The 19,516-nt window shown below is 47.0% G+C and carries 16 protein-coding genes and 1 riboswitch; all 16 genes read right to left on the reverse strand.

Features of this window, described 5'->3' with window-relative positions:
• Window positions 1-15: 15 nt before the first annotated feature.
• The 16 genes from I2H74_RS13315 to I2H74_RS13390 all read right to left on the reverse strand — a co-directional run bounded on the left by I2H74_RS13315 (window position 16) and on the right by I2H74_RS13390 (window position 19,462).
• Window positions 16-216, reverse strand: coding sequence for a copper ion binding protein (locus I2H74_RS13315; RefSeq protein ID WP_195574473.1), 201 nt, complete (start codon window positions 214-216; stop codon window positions 16-18).
• A 186-nt stretch (window positions 217-402) separates the two neighbouring features.
• Complete coding sequence (locus I2H74_RS13320; RefSeq protein WP_195574474.1) at window positions 403-618, reverse strand: cation transporter; 216 nt, start codon at window positions 616-618, stop codon at window positions 403-405.
• A 450-nt stretch (window positions 619-1,068) separates the two neighbouring features.
• The gene (locus I2H74_RS13325) at window positions 1,069-2,283 is read right to left on the reverse strand and encodes a Ger(x)C family spore germination protein (protein WP_195574475.1); all 1,215 of its coding nucleotides are present in this window, start codon (window positions 2,281-2,283) and stop codon (window positions 1,069-1,071) included.
• Entirely contained in the window at window positions 2,280-3,374 is a 1,095-nt protein-coding gene (locus tag I2H74_RS13330) for a spore germination protein (protein ID WP_195574862.1), read from the reverse strand. Before I2H74_RS13330 ends, I2H74_RS13325 begins: the two co-directional genes overlap by 4 nt.
• 16 nt (window positions 3,375-3,390) lie before the next feature.
• Window positions 3,391-5,037, reverse strand: a complete 1,647-nt coding sequence (locus I2H74_RS13335) for a spore germination protein (RefSeq protein ID WP_195574476.1) — start codon at window positions 5,035-5,037, stop codon at window positions 3,391-3,393.
• Between the two features lie 325 nt (window positions 5,038-5,362).
• Entirely contained in the window at window positions 5,363-6,358 is a 996-nt protein-coding gene (gene nrdF / locus I2H74_RS13340; RefSeq protein ID WP_195574477.1) for a class 1b ribonucleoside-diphosphate reductase subunit beta, read from the reverse strand.
• Between the two features lie 14 nt (window positions 6,359-6,372).
• A complete protein-coding gene (gene nrdE / locus I2H74_RS13345; protein WP_229106685.1) occupies window positions 6,373-8,427 on the reverse strand; it encodes a class 1b ribonucleoside-diphosphate reductase subunit alpha in 2,055 nt (684 codons plus the stop codon).
• A gap of 10 nt (window positions 8,428-8,437) precedes the next feature.
• Window positions 8,438-8,818 (reverse strand): class Ib ribonucleoside-diphosphate reductase assembly flavoprotein NrdI, encoded by a 381-nt coding sequence (gene nrdI / locus I2H74_RS13350; RefSeq protein WP_195574479.1) that lies wholly within the window; start codon window positions 8,816-8,818, stop codon window positions 8,438-8,440.
• 165 nt (window positions 8,819-8,983) lie between these two features.
• A riboswitch (cobalamin riboswitch) is annotated at window positions 8,984-9,178 on the reverse strand.
• Between the two features lie 365 nt (window positions 9,179-9,543).
• The gene (locus I2H74_RS13355) at window positions 9,544-10,824 is read right to left on the reverse strand and encodes an ABC transporter permease (protein WP_195574480.1); all 1,281 of its coding nucleotides are present in this window, start codon (window positions 10,822-10,824) and stop codon (window positions 9,544-9,546) included.
• A complete protein-coding gene (locus tag I2H74_RS13360; protein ID WP_195574481.1) occupies window positions 10,817-11,722 on the reverse strand; it encodes an ABC transporter ATP-binding protein in 906 nt (301 codons plus the stop codon). The genes I2H74_RS13355 and I2H74_RS13360 overlap by 8 nt, the downstream gene beginning before the upstream one ends.
• Window positions 11,719-12,627, reverse strand: a complete 909-nt coding sequence (locus tag I2H74_RS13365; RefSeq protein WP_195574482.1) for an ABC transporter ATP-binding protein — start codon at window positions 12,625-12,627, stop codon at window positions 11,719-11,721. The genes I2H74_RS13360 and I2H74_RS13365 overlap by 4 nt, the downstream gene beginning before the upstream one ends.
• Window positions 12,624-13,031 carry a GntR family transcriptional regulator gene (locus I2H74_RS13370; RefSeq protein ID WP_195574483.1) on the reverse strand — a complete coding sequence of 136 codons (408 nt, stop codon included), beginning with the start codon at window positions 13,029-13,031 and terminating at the stop codon, window positions 12,624-12,626. Before I2H74_RS13370 ends, I2H74_RS13365 begins: the two co-directional genes overlap by 4 nt.
• A 54-nt stretch (window positions 13,032-13,085) precedes the next feature.
• Window positions 13,086-13,814 (reverse strand): hypothetical protein, encoded by a 729-nt coding sequence (locus I2H74_RS13375; protein ID WP_195574484.1) that lies wholly within the window; start codon window positions 13,812-13,814, stop codon window positions 13,086-13,088.
• Between the two features lie 333 nt (window positions 13,815-14,147).
• Entirely contained in the window at window positions 14,148-16,064 is a 1,917-nt protein-coding gene (locus I2H74_RS13380; RefSeq protein ID WP_195574485.1) for a beta-N-acetylhexosaminidase, read from the reverse strand.
• Window positions 16,065-17,675, reverse strand: coding sequence for a response regulator (locus I2H74_RS13385; RefSeq protein WP_195574486.1), 1,611 nt, complete (start codon window positions 17,673-17,675; stop codon window positions 16,065-16,067).
• Window positions 17,669-19,462: a cache domain-containing sensor histidine kinase gene (locus tag I2H74_RS13390; protein WP_195574487.1), complete on the reverse strand. Its 1,794-nt coding sequence runs from the start codon at window positions 19,460-19,462 to the stop codon at window positions 17,669-17,671. The genes I2H74_RS13385 and I2H74_RS13390 overlap by 7 nt, the downstream gene beginning before the upstream one ends.
• Window positions 19,463-19,516 lie beyond the last annotated feature (54 nt).

The following is a 19,516-nucleotide window of genomic DNA, read 5'->3' on the forward strand; positions in this document are numbered from 1 at the left end:
CCTTTTCTATATTCATTACTCAACATCGTAGCCCTGATCCTCAATGGCTTCCTTAACAGCATCCAGCGTAAGTTGATTCTCATCAAACGCCACAGCAACCTTTCCGCCTCCGAGATCTACTTTCCCTTCCGCCCCGATCTCCTTCAAAGCTCCCTCAATCGAATTGACGCAGTGATTACAAGACATTCCGTTAACCTTCAATTCCACATTTGTCATGCTTATCGTCTCCTTTTTATGGCTTCTCATGAAATGCCGATCGAATTTCGATTCATTCATGTGGTTACAATACCCCACCACCCTATACCAATGGGCGCAAGAGGGTCATTTTTTCTAAAATAAGCTGGATGCTAACCTATCAGATGGTTGAACAACTCCGAATTATACATTCATTCCTGCTTGCTTTTAAAGGCCCTTCACTTCTTCTACATCGTAGCCTTGCTCTTCAATGGTTTCCTTGATCTTCTCTAATGCGACTTGGCCCTTATCATATTCGCTGGCAACCGTTCCACTCACAAGATCGACCTTTCCGCTTACCCCAACGGATCTCAATGCTCCTTCAATCGAATTTACACAATGTCCGCACGACATGCCTGTTACGTTCAACGTAACTTGTTCCATCCTTCAACACTCCTTTATGTGATAAAAATGAATTGACCAATCTTCGTTCTACATAGGGGATGTATAGATCTTCGACTTCTGTTGGATTCCTGTAATCAATGGTTCACAACCTATGAAGGTATTCTGCTTCATTTGCGAGCATCTTATGGAAGCTGACGTTATTGCCTCCTGTTACTATCAATATACCCCCTACCCCTATATTGTGTCAACCGTTTTTTGCATACCCCCTGTGCCTATTTTTTTATTCACACTGCTAATCATACCCCTAGACCCTATATTCCCATTTTCAAGTCATATGCCGATAAGGAAACCTTTATCCCAACTTCCTGCTCTGATGCCAGTCGTTCTCTCCCTTAAGCAGAATATTCATTTATTTTTTACAAATAAAAAAGCCGGATAAATCATAGGAGAAAGATTTAACCAGCCATAATTGGATTCTTTTTCAGCTCTTTATTTGTCCATTTTAATACTCGTCGTGCCGAACTCTTTCACGGTTACACGGACATCGTACCGGATCGATGCCTCCGCAAAATTATCGTCCCAATCATTCTTTATTTGCTGCCATGTCTGAGGATAATATATTCTTACGTATTCGCCCAGGCCGATAACATCGGCACGATATTCCTTCTGCACCTTTTGCAGCATCTTCTCCATACGCTGCTCCACCTGCTTAACCGTATCCGCTTCCACTTGCCTGAGAAAACGATTGTCGTAATCGTTTCCATCGATCCATTGCTCACCAAGACGTCCTTCCGACTCAATCTGAACATCAAAGGAGATTCGACCCCTGTTCACATGAGGTCTAATTTTGCTTTTTAACGTTGTTATTTCATAGACAACCGGCTTTCCGGTTTTCGAATCATACGATTTCACAACGCCACCCTTTACCTCGCCTGTCACCCAGTTAATGGCCTCAACTTCCTCCTCGTCAAGGAAGCCGATCAACTTGCCTGTCTTTCCATATATAACAGCGGCGCCAGCAAACTTAACAACACCGTCAGCAGTCACGATATTCTGCAGAAGAAAGCTCGACATAGAATTGATTTCCGGAAGCAGCTTCGATAAAGACACAGGAGGCAGCAGGCGGCTGCTCTGGTACCGATTATCCGTAATGGAAAGCAGTCTCATTGCCGGGAACTCGCTCTTGTCTTTGTGGTCTAACGCTTGTTTGGCCTCGCCTTTACAGATTAACACGAGACAGCTGGGGCGGAATTCCTGTTCACGTATAAAAAAATCAAAGAGACGCTCCATGCTGATTTGCCTTGCTACTTCGTCACTGATGACAATGACCTTATAATGCTGGCCAAAGATTGGTCTTGCACTGATTAACGGTATTTCTCTCGTCACTTCATAGAAAGAGTCTCCCGTTACGGATATGTTGCGATATTGCTTTTGTCCTCCTCCACCTTTTCCCACAATGCTGCCGCTTTGCCCAGGCCTCACCATTTGATAGGTCAGCGTTACGATATTTCGTTTGGAATAATCGCCGCCTTCTTGCTCAAACTGCCGCTCAAGTGAAGTCTCTTCTCCAATATCAACTGCTGCCCCTATCGTAATGCCTAAATCCTCGATTTCCCTGCGGCTCCAACAGCCTGTCAGCAATATGGCCATTGCGACAAGTGCCCATATCCAAGATACCTTTACTCTACATGTGCCGAGCTTCATTTCGTCGCATCACCTCTTAGCTTTGCCATTCCAAGCAGCAGCACGGGCAGCACAACAAATAGGACGAGAGCCATATTCCCTATGTTCTCACTAAGCTTAAACAAGTCATTTATATTCCGCGGAAGCATAGCCACGATATAGATTACCGGCAGCATAATATATAAGAATGGACGGATGTCCTTCTTCATGCTTTGGGCAGCTCCCAATGCCGCTGCATAGTGCGTAATGACATAGGTCGTAAAAATTTGCATCACCCAGATCGCAAGCAGCAGCGATTCGTAACGTTCAAAAAAGATCCCAGGAAATTCAATGCTTTTGATGAGCGTTATGGTCGGCCAAGCTAAGCTGATCACACCCTCAACCGTTAAGCTGCCAATGACCATAATCGCTGTCGTGACATAGATCAGGATGGGAAACCCAATGCCAAACAGAACTGCTTTTTTTGCTGTTTTGGGATTTTTCATAAACGCGACAAGGACAAGCATAATTTCAAACCCACTAAAGGAAAGGGCTGTCGTTTTCACGCCTCTCAGCACAGGACCCAATCCAAGCCCTAACACTGGGCGCAGGTTGTTGATATCAAATATCTTAATGCTCATTGCCGCCGTCATAAAGAAAATGATGACGGTAATGGGGAAAATAATCTGAAACAGGCGCGTGATCGCTGAAAGACCTCCAATAAGAAGGTAGAATCCCACCCACATGAAAACCATAATCATCGCCCAGCGAGGAGTTCCTTCCAGCAGAAACAAAATGTTGACTTCAGCCATGGCTCGCAGCATAACGCTCGACATCAAGATGAAATACACGATGACGATGAGATTTAACGTACACCCCAGCCACTTCCCAATGATCTCTTGGCTGTACTCATAGAAGGTCTTGTTCGGGAATTGCTGGCTTAGCTTAACAATGATGATTCCCGCCAATATGGCAATAACCCCGCCAATAATAACCGAGAGCCAGATGTCTGGCGTCTTCACCTTTTCAGCGGCTGTTCTAGGCAATGTTAGAATCCCAACTCCGAGTATGTAATTAGCCACGATCACGGCGGCCTGGCCTGTTGTAATGCTCTCTTGCGCGCTTGTTTTCACCATCATTTCTCCCTTTTTACTTCTTACGTAACGGATTCTTTGCACTGGTCATCTTCGGCCGCTGCTTCATCAGCTTAAATGGCATCCTCACGAAAAAATCCTTCCAATCCTGCAGCTGGTAGGAAGAAGCTGGGCTGATGTAGGGAACACCGAAGCTTTTCAGTTTTGCCAGATGACTGCACAACAATAAGAAGAACAGCACCACTCCATAGAGTCCAAATGTGGCGGCGAAGATCATCGCTATAAAGCGAAGGATTCGAAGTGCAATTCCTGCGTTATACTGTGGTATCGCAAAGGAGGATATCGCCGTAACCGCCACTACAATCACCATCAGCGGACTAACAATACCCGCTTGAACAGCCGCTTCTCCAATAACCAAGCCGCCTACAATGCCGATCGTCTGGCCAATGGGCTTCGGCAGCCGCAAGCCCGCTTCTCTCAGGATTTCCAGCGCAACCTCCATAACGAGCACCTCAATAAGCGAAGGAAACGGTACGCCTGCTCGCGTGTCAGCTATGGAGAGTGCCAGCTTCGTTGGAATCAGACCTTGATGAAACGAGATGAAGGATATATATAGCGATGGGCCAAAGGTCGATACGAATGCAGCAAAGTAGCGAAGCATCCGAACCAGCGTCCCGGGTATCCACCGTTCATAATAATCCTCTGGAGACTGAAGCAGCATGTTAAAAGTAGTTGGAACCGTCAGGACAAAGGGAGTCCCATCCAAGAGGATGGCAATCCTCCCTTCCATTAACGCGCTGATTACACGATCAAGCCGCTCTGTGCTTTGAACCTGTGGAAATGGCGATAAGAAATTGTCCTCAATCAATTGCTCAATATATCCTGTGTCTTGGATGTCATCAAGACCGATCCGTTCAATTCTATTGCGAACCTCCTGAACTAAGCTATCATCGGCAATATCCTTGATGTAGGCTATCGACAGCTCTTTCGCTACGCGCTGGCCAACGCGAAGCTGATCAATCATGAGGTTCGCTGGTTCGCCATGCTGCCTGAGCAGCGTCGTATTATCACAGATGCTTTCATTGAAGCCAAGCCGCGGACCTCGAACGAGAATCTCCGATGACGGCTCTCCCGCACTGCGCGTAATTTCTTTTCTGGTACCCAGAATAATAACGGTGGAGTTGCTGTTATCTACAAAGAGAGCCGTATGTCCCCGCTGCAGCTCGGACGATAAGTCCGATAGCCGGTCCACTTCCTTAATAATTCCTATAGACAGCACATGATTTTTTAGATAATGCTTCGTATAGGGCGGAACAGAGGACCCCCTTGCTTGTTCATTTCCTGATAGCGCAAGATCTCCCATCAGGGATTTCAAAATATGCTGGTCAATCAGTTCTCGATCGGAAATGCCATTAATAAATATAATGGCCGCTTGCTGCGTTGTGTTCCCAAGACAAAATGTCCGAATATTCACATCCACCTGCTGTCCAAATACAGCTCTCACCTGACTAAGATCGTGATCTAGCTTACCTGTAAAGTCGCGCTGTGGAGTCTGCTTCTTATCCTCTTGCTCGGCATTCTCTTCGGTCTTGTCTTTCGTCTTCGACATCATTTGGGATAGGACGAATGGAACGGCTACTACAACTAGTGCTTGAAACAGAACTTCCCAGCTTGGAAAATAGGAAACAACCATATTCCACATTCATGATCACCTGTTAAGTAATATGCGACTTGGAAAGATCGCCTATACATGGTGAAATGAAACAACGATGATTTCATGCGCATCAAGAATAGTCACCAAATTGACAGACTCTTGAATGTTGTGCAGTCCTTCTTTATGGAAAACGGGAAACATGAATATGGCAAATAAGCAGGCTATGCGCCTTTCAAATAACCTATGTGAAAGAGTTTAGAAGGTTAAGATTTAATATCGTTAGCAATCATATCGTAAAAAGGAAAAAAGCCGATCCTTCGTTAGGATCGGCTTTCTTTTTATATAGGTGTGATTCATCAACATCTGGATAGCATTAAAAAATATCCGACTGGTTCACTCTATCATTTAGAAGCGAGAAGTCTTTATCATGCAAGGGTTCAACCTTGCCCTTCTGATAGCCATTTCCTTTTGTTGAGAAGAAATCATGCGTGCTTGTCTCTGTGCGAATGCCGTTCAGAACAACAGGGTTAACATCTTCCTCATCAAATACAGGCTCCAGTCCAAGGTTCATTAGCGCTTTATTCGCATTATAGCGAATATATTTTTTCACTTCGTGCGTTAGATCAATATCATCATACAGCATCTCCGTGTATTCCAGCTCATTGCGATAGAGATCATTCATAAGCTCAGGCACAAACGCTGCTGCCTCCTGCTTGTCTTCATCCATCAAACCATTAAAGACTTCTTGTGCGAGCAAGCCCACGAACACGCCATGAACACTCTCATCACGAATAATAAGCTTAATGATTTCTCCACTCGCAACCATTTTGCCCTGGCCAGCCAAGAATAGCGGATAGAAGAAGCCAGAATAAAACAGAAAGCTCTCGAGAAACACGGACGCAACCATCGCTTTATACAAACTAAGACCATCACCTGGCTTAATATTACGATATAAGCTGTCGATGACCGATGTTTTATACTGAAGATGCTTGTTTTCCTTTACCCATTCGAACGTATCATTGATCATTTCCAAGCTCGCTACGGTTGTAAAAATGGTACTATAGCTCTTCGCATGTATTTCTTCCATGGCCGCTTGGAAGATAAGTATCGCTTTCTTCTGCTTATCCTGCACAAATTGTGCGATCAACGGCATCCCAACATTGCCCTGCTCGGTATCAAGCAGCGTCAACCCGCCCAAGACACGCATGTAGGCAAGCTGCTCCTTGCTGGTCATCTTGGCCCAGGTTTTTAGATCCTTCGAAATCGGAATTTCCGTGTCCAACCAGAATTGCGAGGTATTCTGTGTCCATAGGAGTTCGGTATAATCGGTTTCAGGTGCATTCCAGTTTACGGCTTCAAATCTATTCATCGCTTATATCCCCCTTAAACGACACAGCTTACGCATTCATCGATTGTCTTCTTTCTCGTTCTTGTATAATAGAGCGTCTTAAGCCCCTTCTTCTGCGCATAGATATAATACTTCGCCAGATCACGCGTAGTCAGGTCGTCCTTCACATACAGGATCGTCGAGATCGCTTGGTCAATATGCTCCTGCACATCAGCCACGAGATCGATCAGGTTGAACATATCCATATCATAAGCTTCTTTATAATAGAAGTAGTTCTCATCGCTTAAGAACGGCATCGGATAGATCGTCTTGGAATCGCCGTATTCGCGCTCCTCGATTCTTTGCGTTATTGGTGCAATCGAAGCAGTCGAGGACTGCAGATAAGAGATGGAGCCTGTTGGTGCAATTGCCAAGCGGTAAGCATTGTATAAGCCATGCTCAGCTACCTGCTCCTTCAGTCGCTTCCAATCTTCCATTGTCGGAATCTCTTGGCCTTCAAACAGCTCTTTCACTTTATCCGTTACAGGCGAATAATCCTTCGTCAGATAGCGGTCGAAGTAATTGCCATTCGCGTATTCGCTATGCTCAAAGCCCAAGAATGTCTCCTGACGCTCCTTCGCGATCAGCATCGAGCGTTCAATGGAATAATAATTCAGCATCATGAAGAAGGCCCGTACGAAATCTCTTGCTTCCTTGGATTCATAGGCGATCTTGTTTTTAGCCAAGAAGCCATGCAGGTTCATAGCGCCTAATCCTACGGAATGAAGCTCGCGATTCGCCTTCGCAACCGATGGTACGATGCGTACATTAGAACGATCGCTGACTTCAGTCAAGGCATCCATCGCCAAATGAACCGTTTCTCTCATGCGCTTGTTGTTCATCACGTTTACAATATTAAGCGAGCCTAGGTTGCAGGAGATATCCCGGTTAATGATATCCTGCTCATCATAATCATTGATGATGGAGACTTCGCTTAACTGCGCGATCTCACTGCATAGATTGGAGAACTTGACACGTCCCAATTCCTTGAGCGCATGGTATTCATTCGTATTATCCACGAACATGATATATGGGTAACCAGACTCCATCTGAGTCTGTGCAATTTTCATAATCAGGTCTCTTGCTACAATCTTTTTCTTGCGGATGCGCGGGTTGTTCACCAGCTCATCATACATCGCCGTGATGTCCATATCATCCAGATGCTTGCCGTACTCCTTATACACCGTAAGTGGATAGAACAAATACATGTCCTTATCTTCTTCTACGAGGTCAAAGAATTTGTTAGGCGCAACAACGCCCAGCGACAAGGTCTTGATTCTTGTTTTCTCATCACTGTTGATCTTCTTTGTATCGAGGAACTCTTGAATGTCCGCATGGAAAATGTTCAGATACACGACACCACTGCCATCGCGCTGTCCCAGCTGATTCGCATAGGAGAAGGCATCTTCGAACAGCTTCATCACTGGAAGAACACCGCTCGCCTTGCCATCAAGGCCCTTGATCTGCTCGTCCGCTGCACGGATCTTGCTCAGGTTCAAGCTGACACCGCCGCCGATCTTGCTCAGTTGAAGAGCGGAATTAATAGAAAATCCGATAGAGTTCATCGAGTCGTCCACTTCAAGCAAGAAGCAGCTGACAAGCTCTCCACGGCGTTTCTTGCCCGCATTCAGGAAGGTTGGCGTAGCAGGCTGATATTCTTGAGAAATAAGAACATCCGCATAGCTCATCGCCATCTCCATATTGCCTTTTGCCAGGAACAGCGATACTACCGCGATACGGTCCTCATAACGCTCCAGAAACTTTGATCCATCGTCTGTCTTCAGCGCATAGTTATTGTAGAATTTGAATGCGCTCATGAAGGATGGGAACCTGAACTTCTTGGCATACACAAAATCGTACAGCTTTTTAACATCTGCAAATTCATATTGATCGAAGGTCTCTTTCTCATAATAGTTGTTCTCAATCAAGTAATTGATCTTCTCTTCTAGGTTGTGAAAGAATACCGTGTTTTGATTAACATGATCTATAAAATAGCTTCTAGCAGCCTCGCGGTCTTTGTCGAACTGGAAGCTCCCGTTTTTTTGCACCATAATTTCATTATTAAGCTGTATCCATTTTGCGATCTGTGAAGACAATCTGATCTACCCCCTGTTTAAATCTTGCAACATCTTTTGGTGTTCCGCTCAACTCGAATTTCATCAAAATAGGCACTCCATACTGCTCCGCAATAAGGTTTGCTGCCCGCCCATAATTGGTCCCCCAATTCATGTTGCCGCTAGAAGCAACAGCTAACGGCAAACGTCCATTACGGCTCAAAAAATCTTTGGTCGCCTGCGGTGCCTGTCCAAAGCCGGTCGTGTAGGTAATTAATATGTACGGCTCTTCCATCTCTAGGTCTGGCGTAATCTGCGTGCACTCCATATCTAGCTTCCCTACAAATCTCTTGACGTTGCCGGTCTTTGAATCAAAGACAATACGCATAATCTCCCTCCTTAACCAACCTGCGTACTGCAGTCTTAAGAAATTAAAACAGCCCACCTCAATGAAGGTGTGCTGTGTGTACGACGCAAAGATTCATTTGAACAAATCAAGGAATCCTCTTCGCTTGCTGATGCGTCGTTTCAACCTCTCCTACCCCGAAGATGTGAAACCAAAAAAAAATCCGGCAGGTCTACTGACTTGTGCTTCGCCCTCCTTGAACCCTTCCCATATAAGCCGCTATTCACGATCCTATACAGTGGTATGTTCAATTCTTCCACACTTACAGTTGCGGGGACAGTTCTGGATTCTCACCAGATTTCCTATAAAGTCGCTTCGGACACCGGTTTTTTAATATTTCATCCACAATCTATATATTGTGTATGTTGATGGTTTATGCTTCTACATGTTGTGATTCTAGTTTACCTTTTTTAATAATGAATAGCAAGACGTTTATATTAAATATCAAATTTTATACTTTTTCAATAGCACATCTTGGATGAATAATAGACGATATTGCCGCTATTCGAGCAAATCTGAGCTTATACAGGCCATGAGTCAATCTCAAAGAAAAAAACCTTGATGAGACCTGAAAACGGCCTCTCAAGGTTCATAATATGAGCATGATTGCTGTCTGACATCCATATATTGATTCGTCTCTTTATCGTAAAAGTAAAGTCTATCTCGAGTCTTACTATAATTCTCTCTATTAAGAGAACTTATGCTAGTTAAATCTTATACGCCTTCATCGCCTTGCGGATTTCCTTCCAGGAAGGACGCTTGCCGTACATCAATACGCCGGTACGGTAAATCTTCGCAGAGAGCCAGCCGCAAGCCAGGATGGAGACGATGAGAATCGCTACGGATACAATGACTTCCCAAGCCGCATAATCGCCAGCTCCAATACGAAGCAGCATCGTCGTCGGCGAGAAGAATGGGAAGAAGGACGAGATCTTCACCAGCATCGAATCCGGTGCAGAGACGCTGAACGATGCAATATAGAAGGCCGCGAGCGATAGCATCGTTATTGGCATGATCGCCTGGCCGAGATCCTCTGTACGGCTGACGATGGAGCCAACAGCCGCGAACAACGTCGCATACAGGAAGTAACCAAGAATAAAGAATACAATGCCAAGCAGCACCACATTCGGATCGATCATTGAAATATCAAAGTTGATATCCTTGAATGCCGCAGCATTATGCGGCAGCATCAGATTGACGAAGGCTGCAAGCAGGAACACTACAATTTGGATCAGGCCAAGAACAAACATCCCGATAATTTTGCCAAACATCTGTGCAAGCGGAGATACGCTCGTAATCAAAATCTCCATAATGCGAGAGCTCTTCTCCTGCGTTACCTCAGCTGCGATCATGTTTCCTGTCATCATATTCGTCATGAAGAACAAAATGATGAGCGCGAGTACCACGAAGGTGGACACCATTTTGCGCATATCATCCGTTTCTGATACTGGCCCATCCTCGCTATCCTTCAAGTTGACGGTATCAAAGCGTACAGGCTGCTCAAGCTGAGCCAACTGCTCATCGCTTAACGCGTCCTTCGCGACCCACTTCGTCTTCAGGACAGACAGCACACTCGTAATCGCGGACTGCTCTGTAAAGCCAAGATCCTTATTTGCATAATACACGGCGCTTGGGAATGCTTCAGGCGAAGCTCCTTCTGCGGCTTCCAGCTTGATATAGCCATTGATTTCTTCATTCTCAAGCTGTGTTTTCAGCTGTTCTTCGGTCGCATTCGGATCCACGATTATTTGCAGATCCTTACTCTCCTGCCCATTGAAGGCTTGGGACAAGGACTCGCCAATCGTCGTATAAGAACCGCTCAAAACGCCAATTTTCACAGGCTCATCTTTTGAAAATAAGGAAATAATATAAGGCAGATTTATACCAATCGAAATCAAGACCACCAAGATTGCAGTCGTAATGATAAAGGACTTCGTCAGAAGCTTCGTACGAAGCGTGAACCCAATCACGGTCTTTAAGCTATTCATTCGACTCACCTCCAACCACCTTAATGAAGATTTCATTCAAGGTCGGCTCTTTCACTTCAAAATGCTGTATCGCCGTCTGCTTCATCGCTGTCTCCAGAATATGAGGCGCCGCTGACTCATCCGCAATGCGAATGCTGTAGCCGTCCGGAATACGCTCTACTCCGCTGACACCCGCGATGCTGTCTATTCCCGCTACATCGCCGCTTGTGCGAAGAATGACCTTCTCGCGCGGAAACTTCGACTTCAACTCTCGAATGTTCCCTTGAATAACCGCCTGCCCTTTTTGCAGCACCGTAATGTTGCGGCACAACTCCTCCACATGCTCCATGCGATGCGTAGAGAACAGGATGCTGGTGCCTTGGTCGCGAAGCTCCTTGACGGTCTCCTTCATCAACTCTACATTGACAGGGTCAAGGCCGCTGAACGCCTCATCCATGATGACAATCTTCGGATTATGAAGAATCGAAGCGATGAATCCGATCTTCTGCTGATTCCCTTTCGAGAGCTCCTCAATCTTCTTGCTGTAGTTCTCTGGCACCTGGAAGCGCTCCAGCCATTTTTTCAAAGAGGCATCTGCATCTTTACGCGACATACCGCGAAGCTGAGCCAGATAGAGCAATTGATCGCATACTTTAACCTTCGGATACAATCCCCGCTCCTCCGGCAGGTAACCGAATATCTTTTCAAGCTCCTTAGAATGCGGCTTGCCGTAATAGGAAATGTTCCCCTCATCTGGATAAATCAAACCCAGCACCATGCGCATTGTCGTTGTCTTACCTGCGCCGTTCGCGCCAAGCAAGCCATAGATTTCCCCTTCTTCCACCTCAAAGCTAAGCCCATTTACAGCCAGCTTATCGCCATACTGCTTCACGATATTGTCTAATTGCAGCGTCTTCATCGTGTTCGCACACTCCTCTCTTCACTCATTCGAATCATATAGATCATCACTTCATCCAGTGCTAACGCCTGCGTATTCACGACCTCCAAGCCTTCATCCTGTAAAAAAGATTCAAGCTTCCCGGCATCATGCGAGATGAGGCGTACCATACCGCGTTCTTGGATAGCATCCGCTAAGCCCGGTGCGCCCTGCAGGTCTTCAGCGGCAACACCTTGAATCCAATATTCTTTCCAGCTGTCAAATAGCCGGTCCTTCTCCACCATGCACAGAACCTGACCTTGGTGAAGAAATAGAATATAGTCGGCAAGCCGCTTTACCTCCTCAATAATATGAGTGGCGATGATGACGGTATGCTCTCCATCAGACAGGATATTTTGCACATCCTCAATCATACTTCGCCAAGCGAGCGGATCAAGTCCAGAGGAGGGTTCATCCAAAAGAAGAACCTTCGGCTGATGGGACAGCGCCAAAACAATTTCAAACTTGCGCCGCATCCCCTTGGACATTTTTTTAAGCTTGGTGCTTGGAGGAACCTCATACTTGGCTGCAAGCTTGCGATACAGCTGCCAGTTCCACTTTGGATACCAATAGGAAGCAAACTGTGCCAGCTTCTCCGCTGTCATCGTATCATCATCGGGATTCGGGAGCTCAGACACGTACCCGAGTTCCTGCTTCCAGGTCTTATCGTTCGATGGCTCATAACGCTTCCCATCGAGCCGAACCTCCCCATGATCAGGATGAATCAACCCAAGCAGCATATTCATCAGCGTGCTCTTGCCGGAGCCATTTAGGCCCACAATCGCCGTCACATAGCCGCTTGGCAATTCCAGATTAATCGGTCCTACAAACAGCTCTCCTCTTTGCTTCACCACTTGATGAAAGCTTATCGAACTGCTCTCTTTCATCTCTCACCCTCGCCTTCGTCACTCCAGCTCTCCTCTACAACCCGATCCACCAGTTCTCGAAAATCCTGCTTTGTGAGCTTCATCTGCTGCGCAGACTGCACAGCATTCCTTAACGCATCCTCCACAGCCTTTTCTCGATACTGATCCTTCTCCCCTTGCGCTACCTGAGCCACAAACGTCCCCGTGCCCTGCTTCGTTCGCAGCAGACCTTCACTCTCTAGGTCCTGGTACACGCGGCGCACCGTGATGATGCTGCATTGCAGCTGGCTTGCAAATTCACGGATCGAAGGAAGCAGCGTCCCTGTCTCAACACGTCCGCTTAGAATCAACGCCCGAAGCTGGTTCTCAATCTGAGCGTACATCGGCTCCGTGCTGTTCTCATCCACTTGTATCGGGATAAACATATTGACAACCACCTCCTGTACGCTGATCAACCCTCTGCGCTAGATGTCTAAACATTAGGCCAGGTCTAACCTCTTTAGTAACCTGTAGGCCGTTCTGTAACCAAGCACGCCCAGAATTCCTAGACCCAGAACAGATGCGATTAAGGTCATTAAGGTATAGTGCTCAGCCAGGAACATGATAGAGAGCGTTAGATTGGTTCCGCTCAGATACAATAGGATGGAAAATAAGAAATAAAACAAAACAATGCCTAGAATTGCGAAGAAATAACCCCTTCCGCTCTGTGTCCATTCAAAGCCGATGTATATCGTATGCATAAACAGAGAGATGCAGAGCATGACAGCGATAAAAACAATGTAGGTGAGCAGGCTTACCGCTTGCTTATCGTATGCCAGCATCAGGATATACAAGATGCTAAAATACGAGATGCCGTTAATGAAGGTGTAGAGCCCGGTTTGAAAAAATCGCGTAGAGACTACAGTCCTGATGTCAATCGGCATGGTTCGAAGCTTGCGCAGATAATTGCGGTAGGAATCGTTCTCCATATACTTCAAATGTCTGGCACTGAAGATAAAGCCTAGATTCGTTACAGCGATAATACCTACATAATCGAGTAGAAAATGATTGAGCGGCTCAACGCCCGCTTTCAGCTGAACACCGTTCCAGAAGGAGTAGACGCTCAAGGCGAAAAAAACATTAATAATAATGCTGGCAAGCACCCCAAGCTTTGATCGTCCAAGGTCAGTCTTTGTGATCAACCAAGCCTGCTGCCATTGTGTCTTCATACGCTATCGATCCTTTCTCCTCTAGTTGAGGGAGATATCACCGATCCTATCTACAGTGTGTCTATTCATGCATCACTGTGATTACTGTATATATTTATATACACAGTATATTCAGTGTGCCTCACCGTGTCAATCCCAATCTTGTCATCTTTTTCAATTATCGTTCCAAAAAATAAAAAAGAGTCCTCCACCGTTCCTGTTAAAGAAACAACTGGAGAACTCTATACCTTCTAGTCCTAATTCTAAAGCTTGCATTTCATCCATGCATATCGCCATCCCGATAGCACTTCTTCAGATCGTATTCTGTTCTCTTGCTGATATTAATTCAACTACCTATACGAGAGCACTAGCTGTCACGATGCGCTGATACGAGCTCATATTGATTGTAAGAGGTCCTTCTCCCTCCGGCAAATTCGGGTCGAACATCAGACGCTCCTCCTCCAGCTCATCAAGCTGGTCCACTCGGCCTTCCACAAGGTCTAGAAGACGGTCGCTGGCTGTTGACAGTCGAGCCATAATACCGCCATAACGAATATCAAGGACCTCCCAGCCTTGGGCCTTGTTCGTCTCCATCCATAGACGTCGATGCATGCGGCGCAGCTCATTCACTTCTGCATGGACGACAGGCAAACGATGTTCAGCCAGCTCGCGAAGCGCTGCAGCATGACGATCCGCATACGCTCTTTTGATATCAAGACCCAGCATCCCTTTATGCACAAGCACGCGGCTCAACTGCTCATAAAAAGCAAACAAGGCGTGAAAGGCGCCTTCTGTCTTCTCCTTGCAGCTTCTCCAGCGCTGTTCCAGCGTACGATAGTGCGCTGGCAGCTCCTCTTCAGGCGTTCCTTCTACATGCTTGTCCATCAAGCCCTGAAGGACATCCTGATACAAAAGGTATTTCGAAGGATTCGCCATCCAGTGGTTGCCTTCCTCCACGCCTGGCGTCTCGTCCATATATTTAAGCGCCACAATATCCTCGAATAGATCAAGCTTCGTACAAGCCTTGAATCGGCGAGCAAGCGTCGTGTCATCCACCGCATCTCCGTAGCCGTATTCAGCAAAGAGCTGCAAGCCTGGCAGAATAACAAGATGATTCGTTTCTTGGCCATTGTCGCCCCATGCCGTCGCGATGACATCTCGAACCCCTTGTGCCTTGCAGGCCTTTAGTGCCGGATGCGAGGTCATCCACGTCTTACCGTAATTAGGGCTCAAGCTGCCCCAGCAGTGAATGCCGCCGGCAAAGATCGGCGTAGATCCAAGCTCCTTATGCTTTTTCATAATACGCTCATACTTCTCTTGCTCCCTTGTTCCATAGCACCAATACACATACTGCATCTCGCTTGGCAGCTCTTCAAGCTTCTCAGGCGCAAAGTCCACATCCAGTGGATAATGGAAGCCGTTCTTGTCATTGGATAGAAAATGAAAAATCATATCGCTCCAGATCATCGGCTGCAAGCCATATCTCTTCGTGATCTCGAGCACCCGGTTCATATGCTCCTGCATCATCTCAAAGCGATCCCGGTAGCCATGAATCGCCAGATATCGGCCTAAGCCAACAGCGAAGGCCTCATCCATGCCTATATGGATGCGCTTCGAGCGGAAAGGCGCCGAAGCCGCTGCAATCATATCTTCGATGAAGGCGTAGGTCTTCTCTTCACCGATCAGCAGAATATCCTCCTGATCCTTGATCTCATTCGCGTACGACCACTTCAGGGCTTGGGCCAAATGAGCAAGCGTCTGGATGCACGGCACAATCTCGATGCCAAACAGCGCTGCATAATCATCAAGCGCCTTAAGCTCTGCTTGCGTGTAGCGTCCTCGCATGTAACCGAAGTATGGGCGAGACTCAACCTCGTACGTGTCCTCCGTATAGAGCATGAGGCCATTTAATCCCATTGCCGCCATATAGCGAATGATTTGCTTGACCGTATCAAGCTTCAGCACGGCATTGCGGGACATATCAAGCATCGGTCCATTGAAGTCAAAATAAGGCGTTTCGTGCAAGTGGAGAGTCTCAGAAGGGTTGCGGTGAATATGCTCCAGCAGCAGCCCTAAGGCGCGATAGAAGTGGATCGGCTGTGCACACTTGATGCGCCCCTCTCCATTCTCATAATTCACCTCTAGATCTCCTTCGCCCTGTTCTACTTGAACGAGCAGCCCATCCTCATCCCACGTAAAAGACAGCTGCGCCTCCAATTCGATAATTCCCAATCGAAGTTCTTCTATATTACCCGTCAGATTCAGCTTCATCTAAGATCTCTCCTCTTCCCCTTGGGCATATTGTGCTCTAAACTCCCCCGCGCTCAAGCCGGTGTATTCCTTGAACTTCTTATAAAACCAGTCCATTTGCCGATAACCCACTTCGTTCGCAATCGCATAAATTTTTTTATTGGTACACGTTAATTGTGCCTTTGCGTGCTCCATGCGAACCTGCAGCAGATAATCATTAAACGACTTTCCTTCAGAGGCTTTAAACAGATGGCCCAGATACACCGGATTCATATATATTGTCTCTGCGATGGATTTAAGGCTTAGATTGCTTGCATACTCTTTTGCTACGATGCGTTTCACTTGATCGATTGCATGCGAGCGCTGGTCTTTCCTCGTCTCCTCCAGCTGAGCCATGACCTGCAGGCAGCGCTCTTTGGTATATTGAATCAATTCCTGCACGCTTGAAGCCTGCAGAATTCGTTGAAGCTCATCTGCCGCTAGAGAGGCATCATCCTGCTTTGCATTAACCCATTCCCGCTCCATCCGTATTAGTGTCGCCAGCAAGTCAAAGAGCACGCTCTGAATCACCGATTTGGGAGCTTCTTGATGGACAAATTGCTCCAGCTGCTGCGATAGCAGCTCCGCGACACGCTCCCGGTCGCCCAGCTGCATGGCCTCGATCAGATGCTTCGTGGTTTCGATGCTGCTAATGCTAAGCGACTTACGTTCATTGCCGCCTTTCTTGTAAGTAATGATGGAATCCTGACCAAGCAAAAACTTCCGATCCAGCATGACCGCTGCAGAATCCAATGAGTGCTTCAACAAAGACGCCGACTCCGCCGCTTCTCCTACGCCGATCGTAATCGGAAGCTTCACGTACTGGCGTACACACTGCTTAATCGATTCGGCACGATGGATCCCCTGTTCGTATGCTTCCTCTAGGGTGCTGGCTTCATCATCCATTAGGATCACGCCATAACGCTCCAGGCTCTCCTCAAATACATAGCCGGTGCTCCCAAGCACTTCTTCGATTACATTTCGAACCGCAAAGGACAACACTTCAATATCCCGCTCCGTTCGATGCACATCCATCATCTCCTGGAAATCCATCTCGATCAGGAGGCAGCTATACCAGCCCTGTTCCTTCAGATCCATATTCAAGAGGTGCAGCTGAGCCAATGCCTGTGAAGAGGTCATTCCGCCATGCGCCCACTTTTTAAGCAGCTGATCCCTCATCGCTGGAACACCCAGATGGAGCTTCTGATTAAGCTCCGCTGCGGATTTGATGTCCTGCTGCACGTTTTTCAGCAGCTTGATAACCTCATTTTCATCTACTGGCTTCAGCAGGTAGTCCTTTACGCCATGCTTCAGGCATTCCTTCACGTATTCGAATTCTTCGTAGCCGCTCACCACGATGATCGGCAGATCCGAATGCTCCCGAATGACGGCAATCAGCTCAAGTCCGCTAATACCTGGCATCCGAATATCCGTGAACAGAAGGTCGTAATGATTTTCTTTCAGGCGCTCAATGGCCATGCTGCCGTTCATCGCTTCCCCCGCTACGACAAACCCGAAGGATTCCCAGTCCAGCGCATATTTTAATGCCTTGATCGCTCCCGGCTCATCATCGACGATTAATACCTTTAACATGAGTCTCCCTCCTTGTCAGCAGTTGTGGGCAGCAGCAGAGAAACACGAGTGCCCAGCCCTTCCACGCTTTCTAACCGGATGCCATAGTCCTTCCCATACATGTGCTGAAGCCGCTGGTGCAGATTGCGAAGCCCGACATGCTTCGATTTCACCGTTGTGGTCCGATCATTCATTAACGACTCAATATCAGCAAGTCGCTCTCTCGTTATCCCTGGTCCATTGTCCACCACTGTGATACACACACAGCGCTCACTTTCCTTGTAAGCTCGAATCGTAATCTGTATTCCGCCCTCTGTCCGCTCAAGCGCGTGATTGATCGTATTCTCGATCAGTGTCTGCAGGGACAACCTTGGAATACTTACACTCAGCAGTTGTCGAGGCACTTCAATCTCATACTTCAAACGCTCGCCAAAGCGGTAGACCTGAATCCGCAGATAGGCATCTACAATTTCTAGATCCTCGCTTAAGAGAATCATCTCCGAGGGGTTATGAAGCACTCTGCGGAAGGACTGCGCAAGCAGCTTGATCATTTCCGCGTTCTCCCTGTCTCCCTTCTCCAACAGACTTCCTCGAATGGCATTTAACGTATTAAATAAATAATGCGGATTGATCTGAGCCTGCAGGGCATACAGTTCATACTCCCTGTTGCTAAGCTCCAACTCTTTTCTCGCAATGTCCGATACATACACCTCATGGACGAGCTGATGAATGCGAACCATCATCTGCTGGAACTGCTCGCTGAGCTGCGCGATCTCATCTCGCCCCTTAATCTCCATCGTAGGGGTCAGATTCTCCATATCAATCGTCTTCATCTGGCTTGAGAAACGCATTAAGCGTTTCGTAAGGCTCATCGAGATCAAAAACGTAATGATAACGGATACAATTGAGCTGATGACAAGCAGCAGCAAGGCGAGCTTCTTCATCTGATCGACCTTGCCCATCATCTGATCCATCGGCATGAGCTGTATCACCTTAAGCCCGCTTATGCTGGATCGGCTGCCGAGCGTCTTCGCAGTCAGTAGATACTCCTCATCGTTATCATCCTTGTACAGCTCTGAATATAGCGACTCTTTTGCAATCCGGTCATAGAATGGGAGATCCATGACCTTGCTTTGATAGGGGTTCGGCACCCCTGTATCTAAAATGACAGATCCGTTCGGCAGCGCTATAATAAACCGCTGCTCCTCATTCTCACGAGAGATCAAGTTGCGGATCAAAAAGTCATCAATATCGATCGTCAAGTACATTTCTCGGCCCGTATTCGCATTATGAACCTTCTGCGTAAGCCTCAGCACACCGTTATGAAGCAGGGCATCATCCTGTGACAGCGTCCAAGTTTTAACCAGAGCGGCAGCATTTCCTTGCGTGCTCTTATACCAAAACGACTGCTTTACCTCGTCATCAATATAGCGCACCTGCGCAAACTGAAAGGTAGGGTTATCGGTATATATTGAAAATCTCAAAATGTCCCTTGAGGTCATGATCCACTCCTCATAGGGCTGCACATAATTCAAATAGGTTTCCTGCGCATCACGAAAGTTCGTATAGCTGCGAAGGAGCTTGTCCTGAAGCTCTGTGCTTACATAGAGCGAGTCCACGATCTTCTCATAGGATTCCAGCAGGCTGTCAATATTCTGAGCGAGCTGAGAGATGGAGTAGCTGACATCTTCCTTTGCCTTGTCGAGTATAATTCCACTGCTGAACTGGCTCATCGTCGATGTAAGCACCACAAGCAGCAGAAGGGACACAACAGCATTGGCGATAAAGATCTTCGTCCGAATGTTCATGTCTCACTCCCCTCCCCCTCTCTCCATTATGAGATAAATCGCGATCACTGTCAT

Source organism: Paenibacillus sp. 1001270B_150601_E10 (assembly GCF_015558675.1).
Classification (GTDB): domain Bacteria; phylum Bacillota; class Bacilli; order Paenibacillales; family Paenibacillaceae; genus Paenibacillus_B.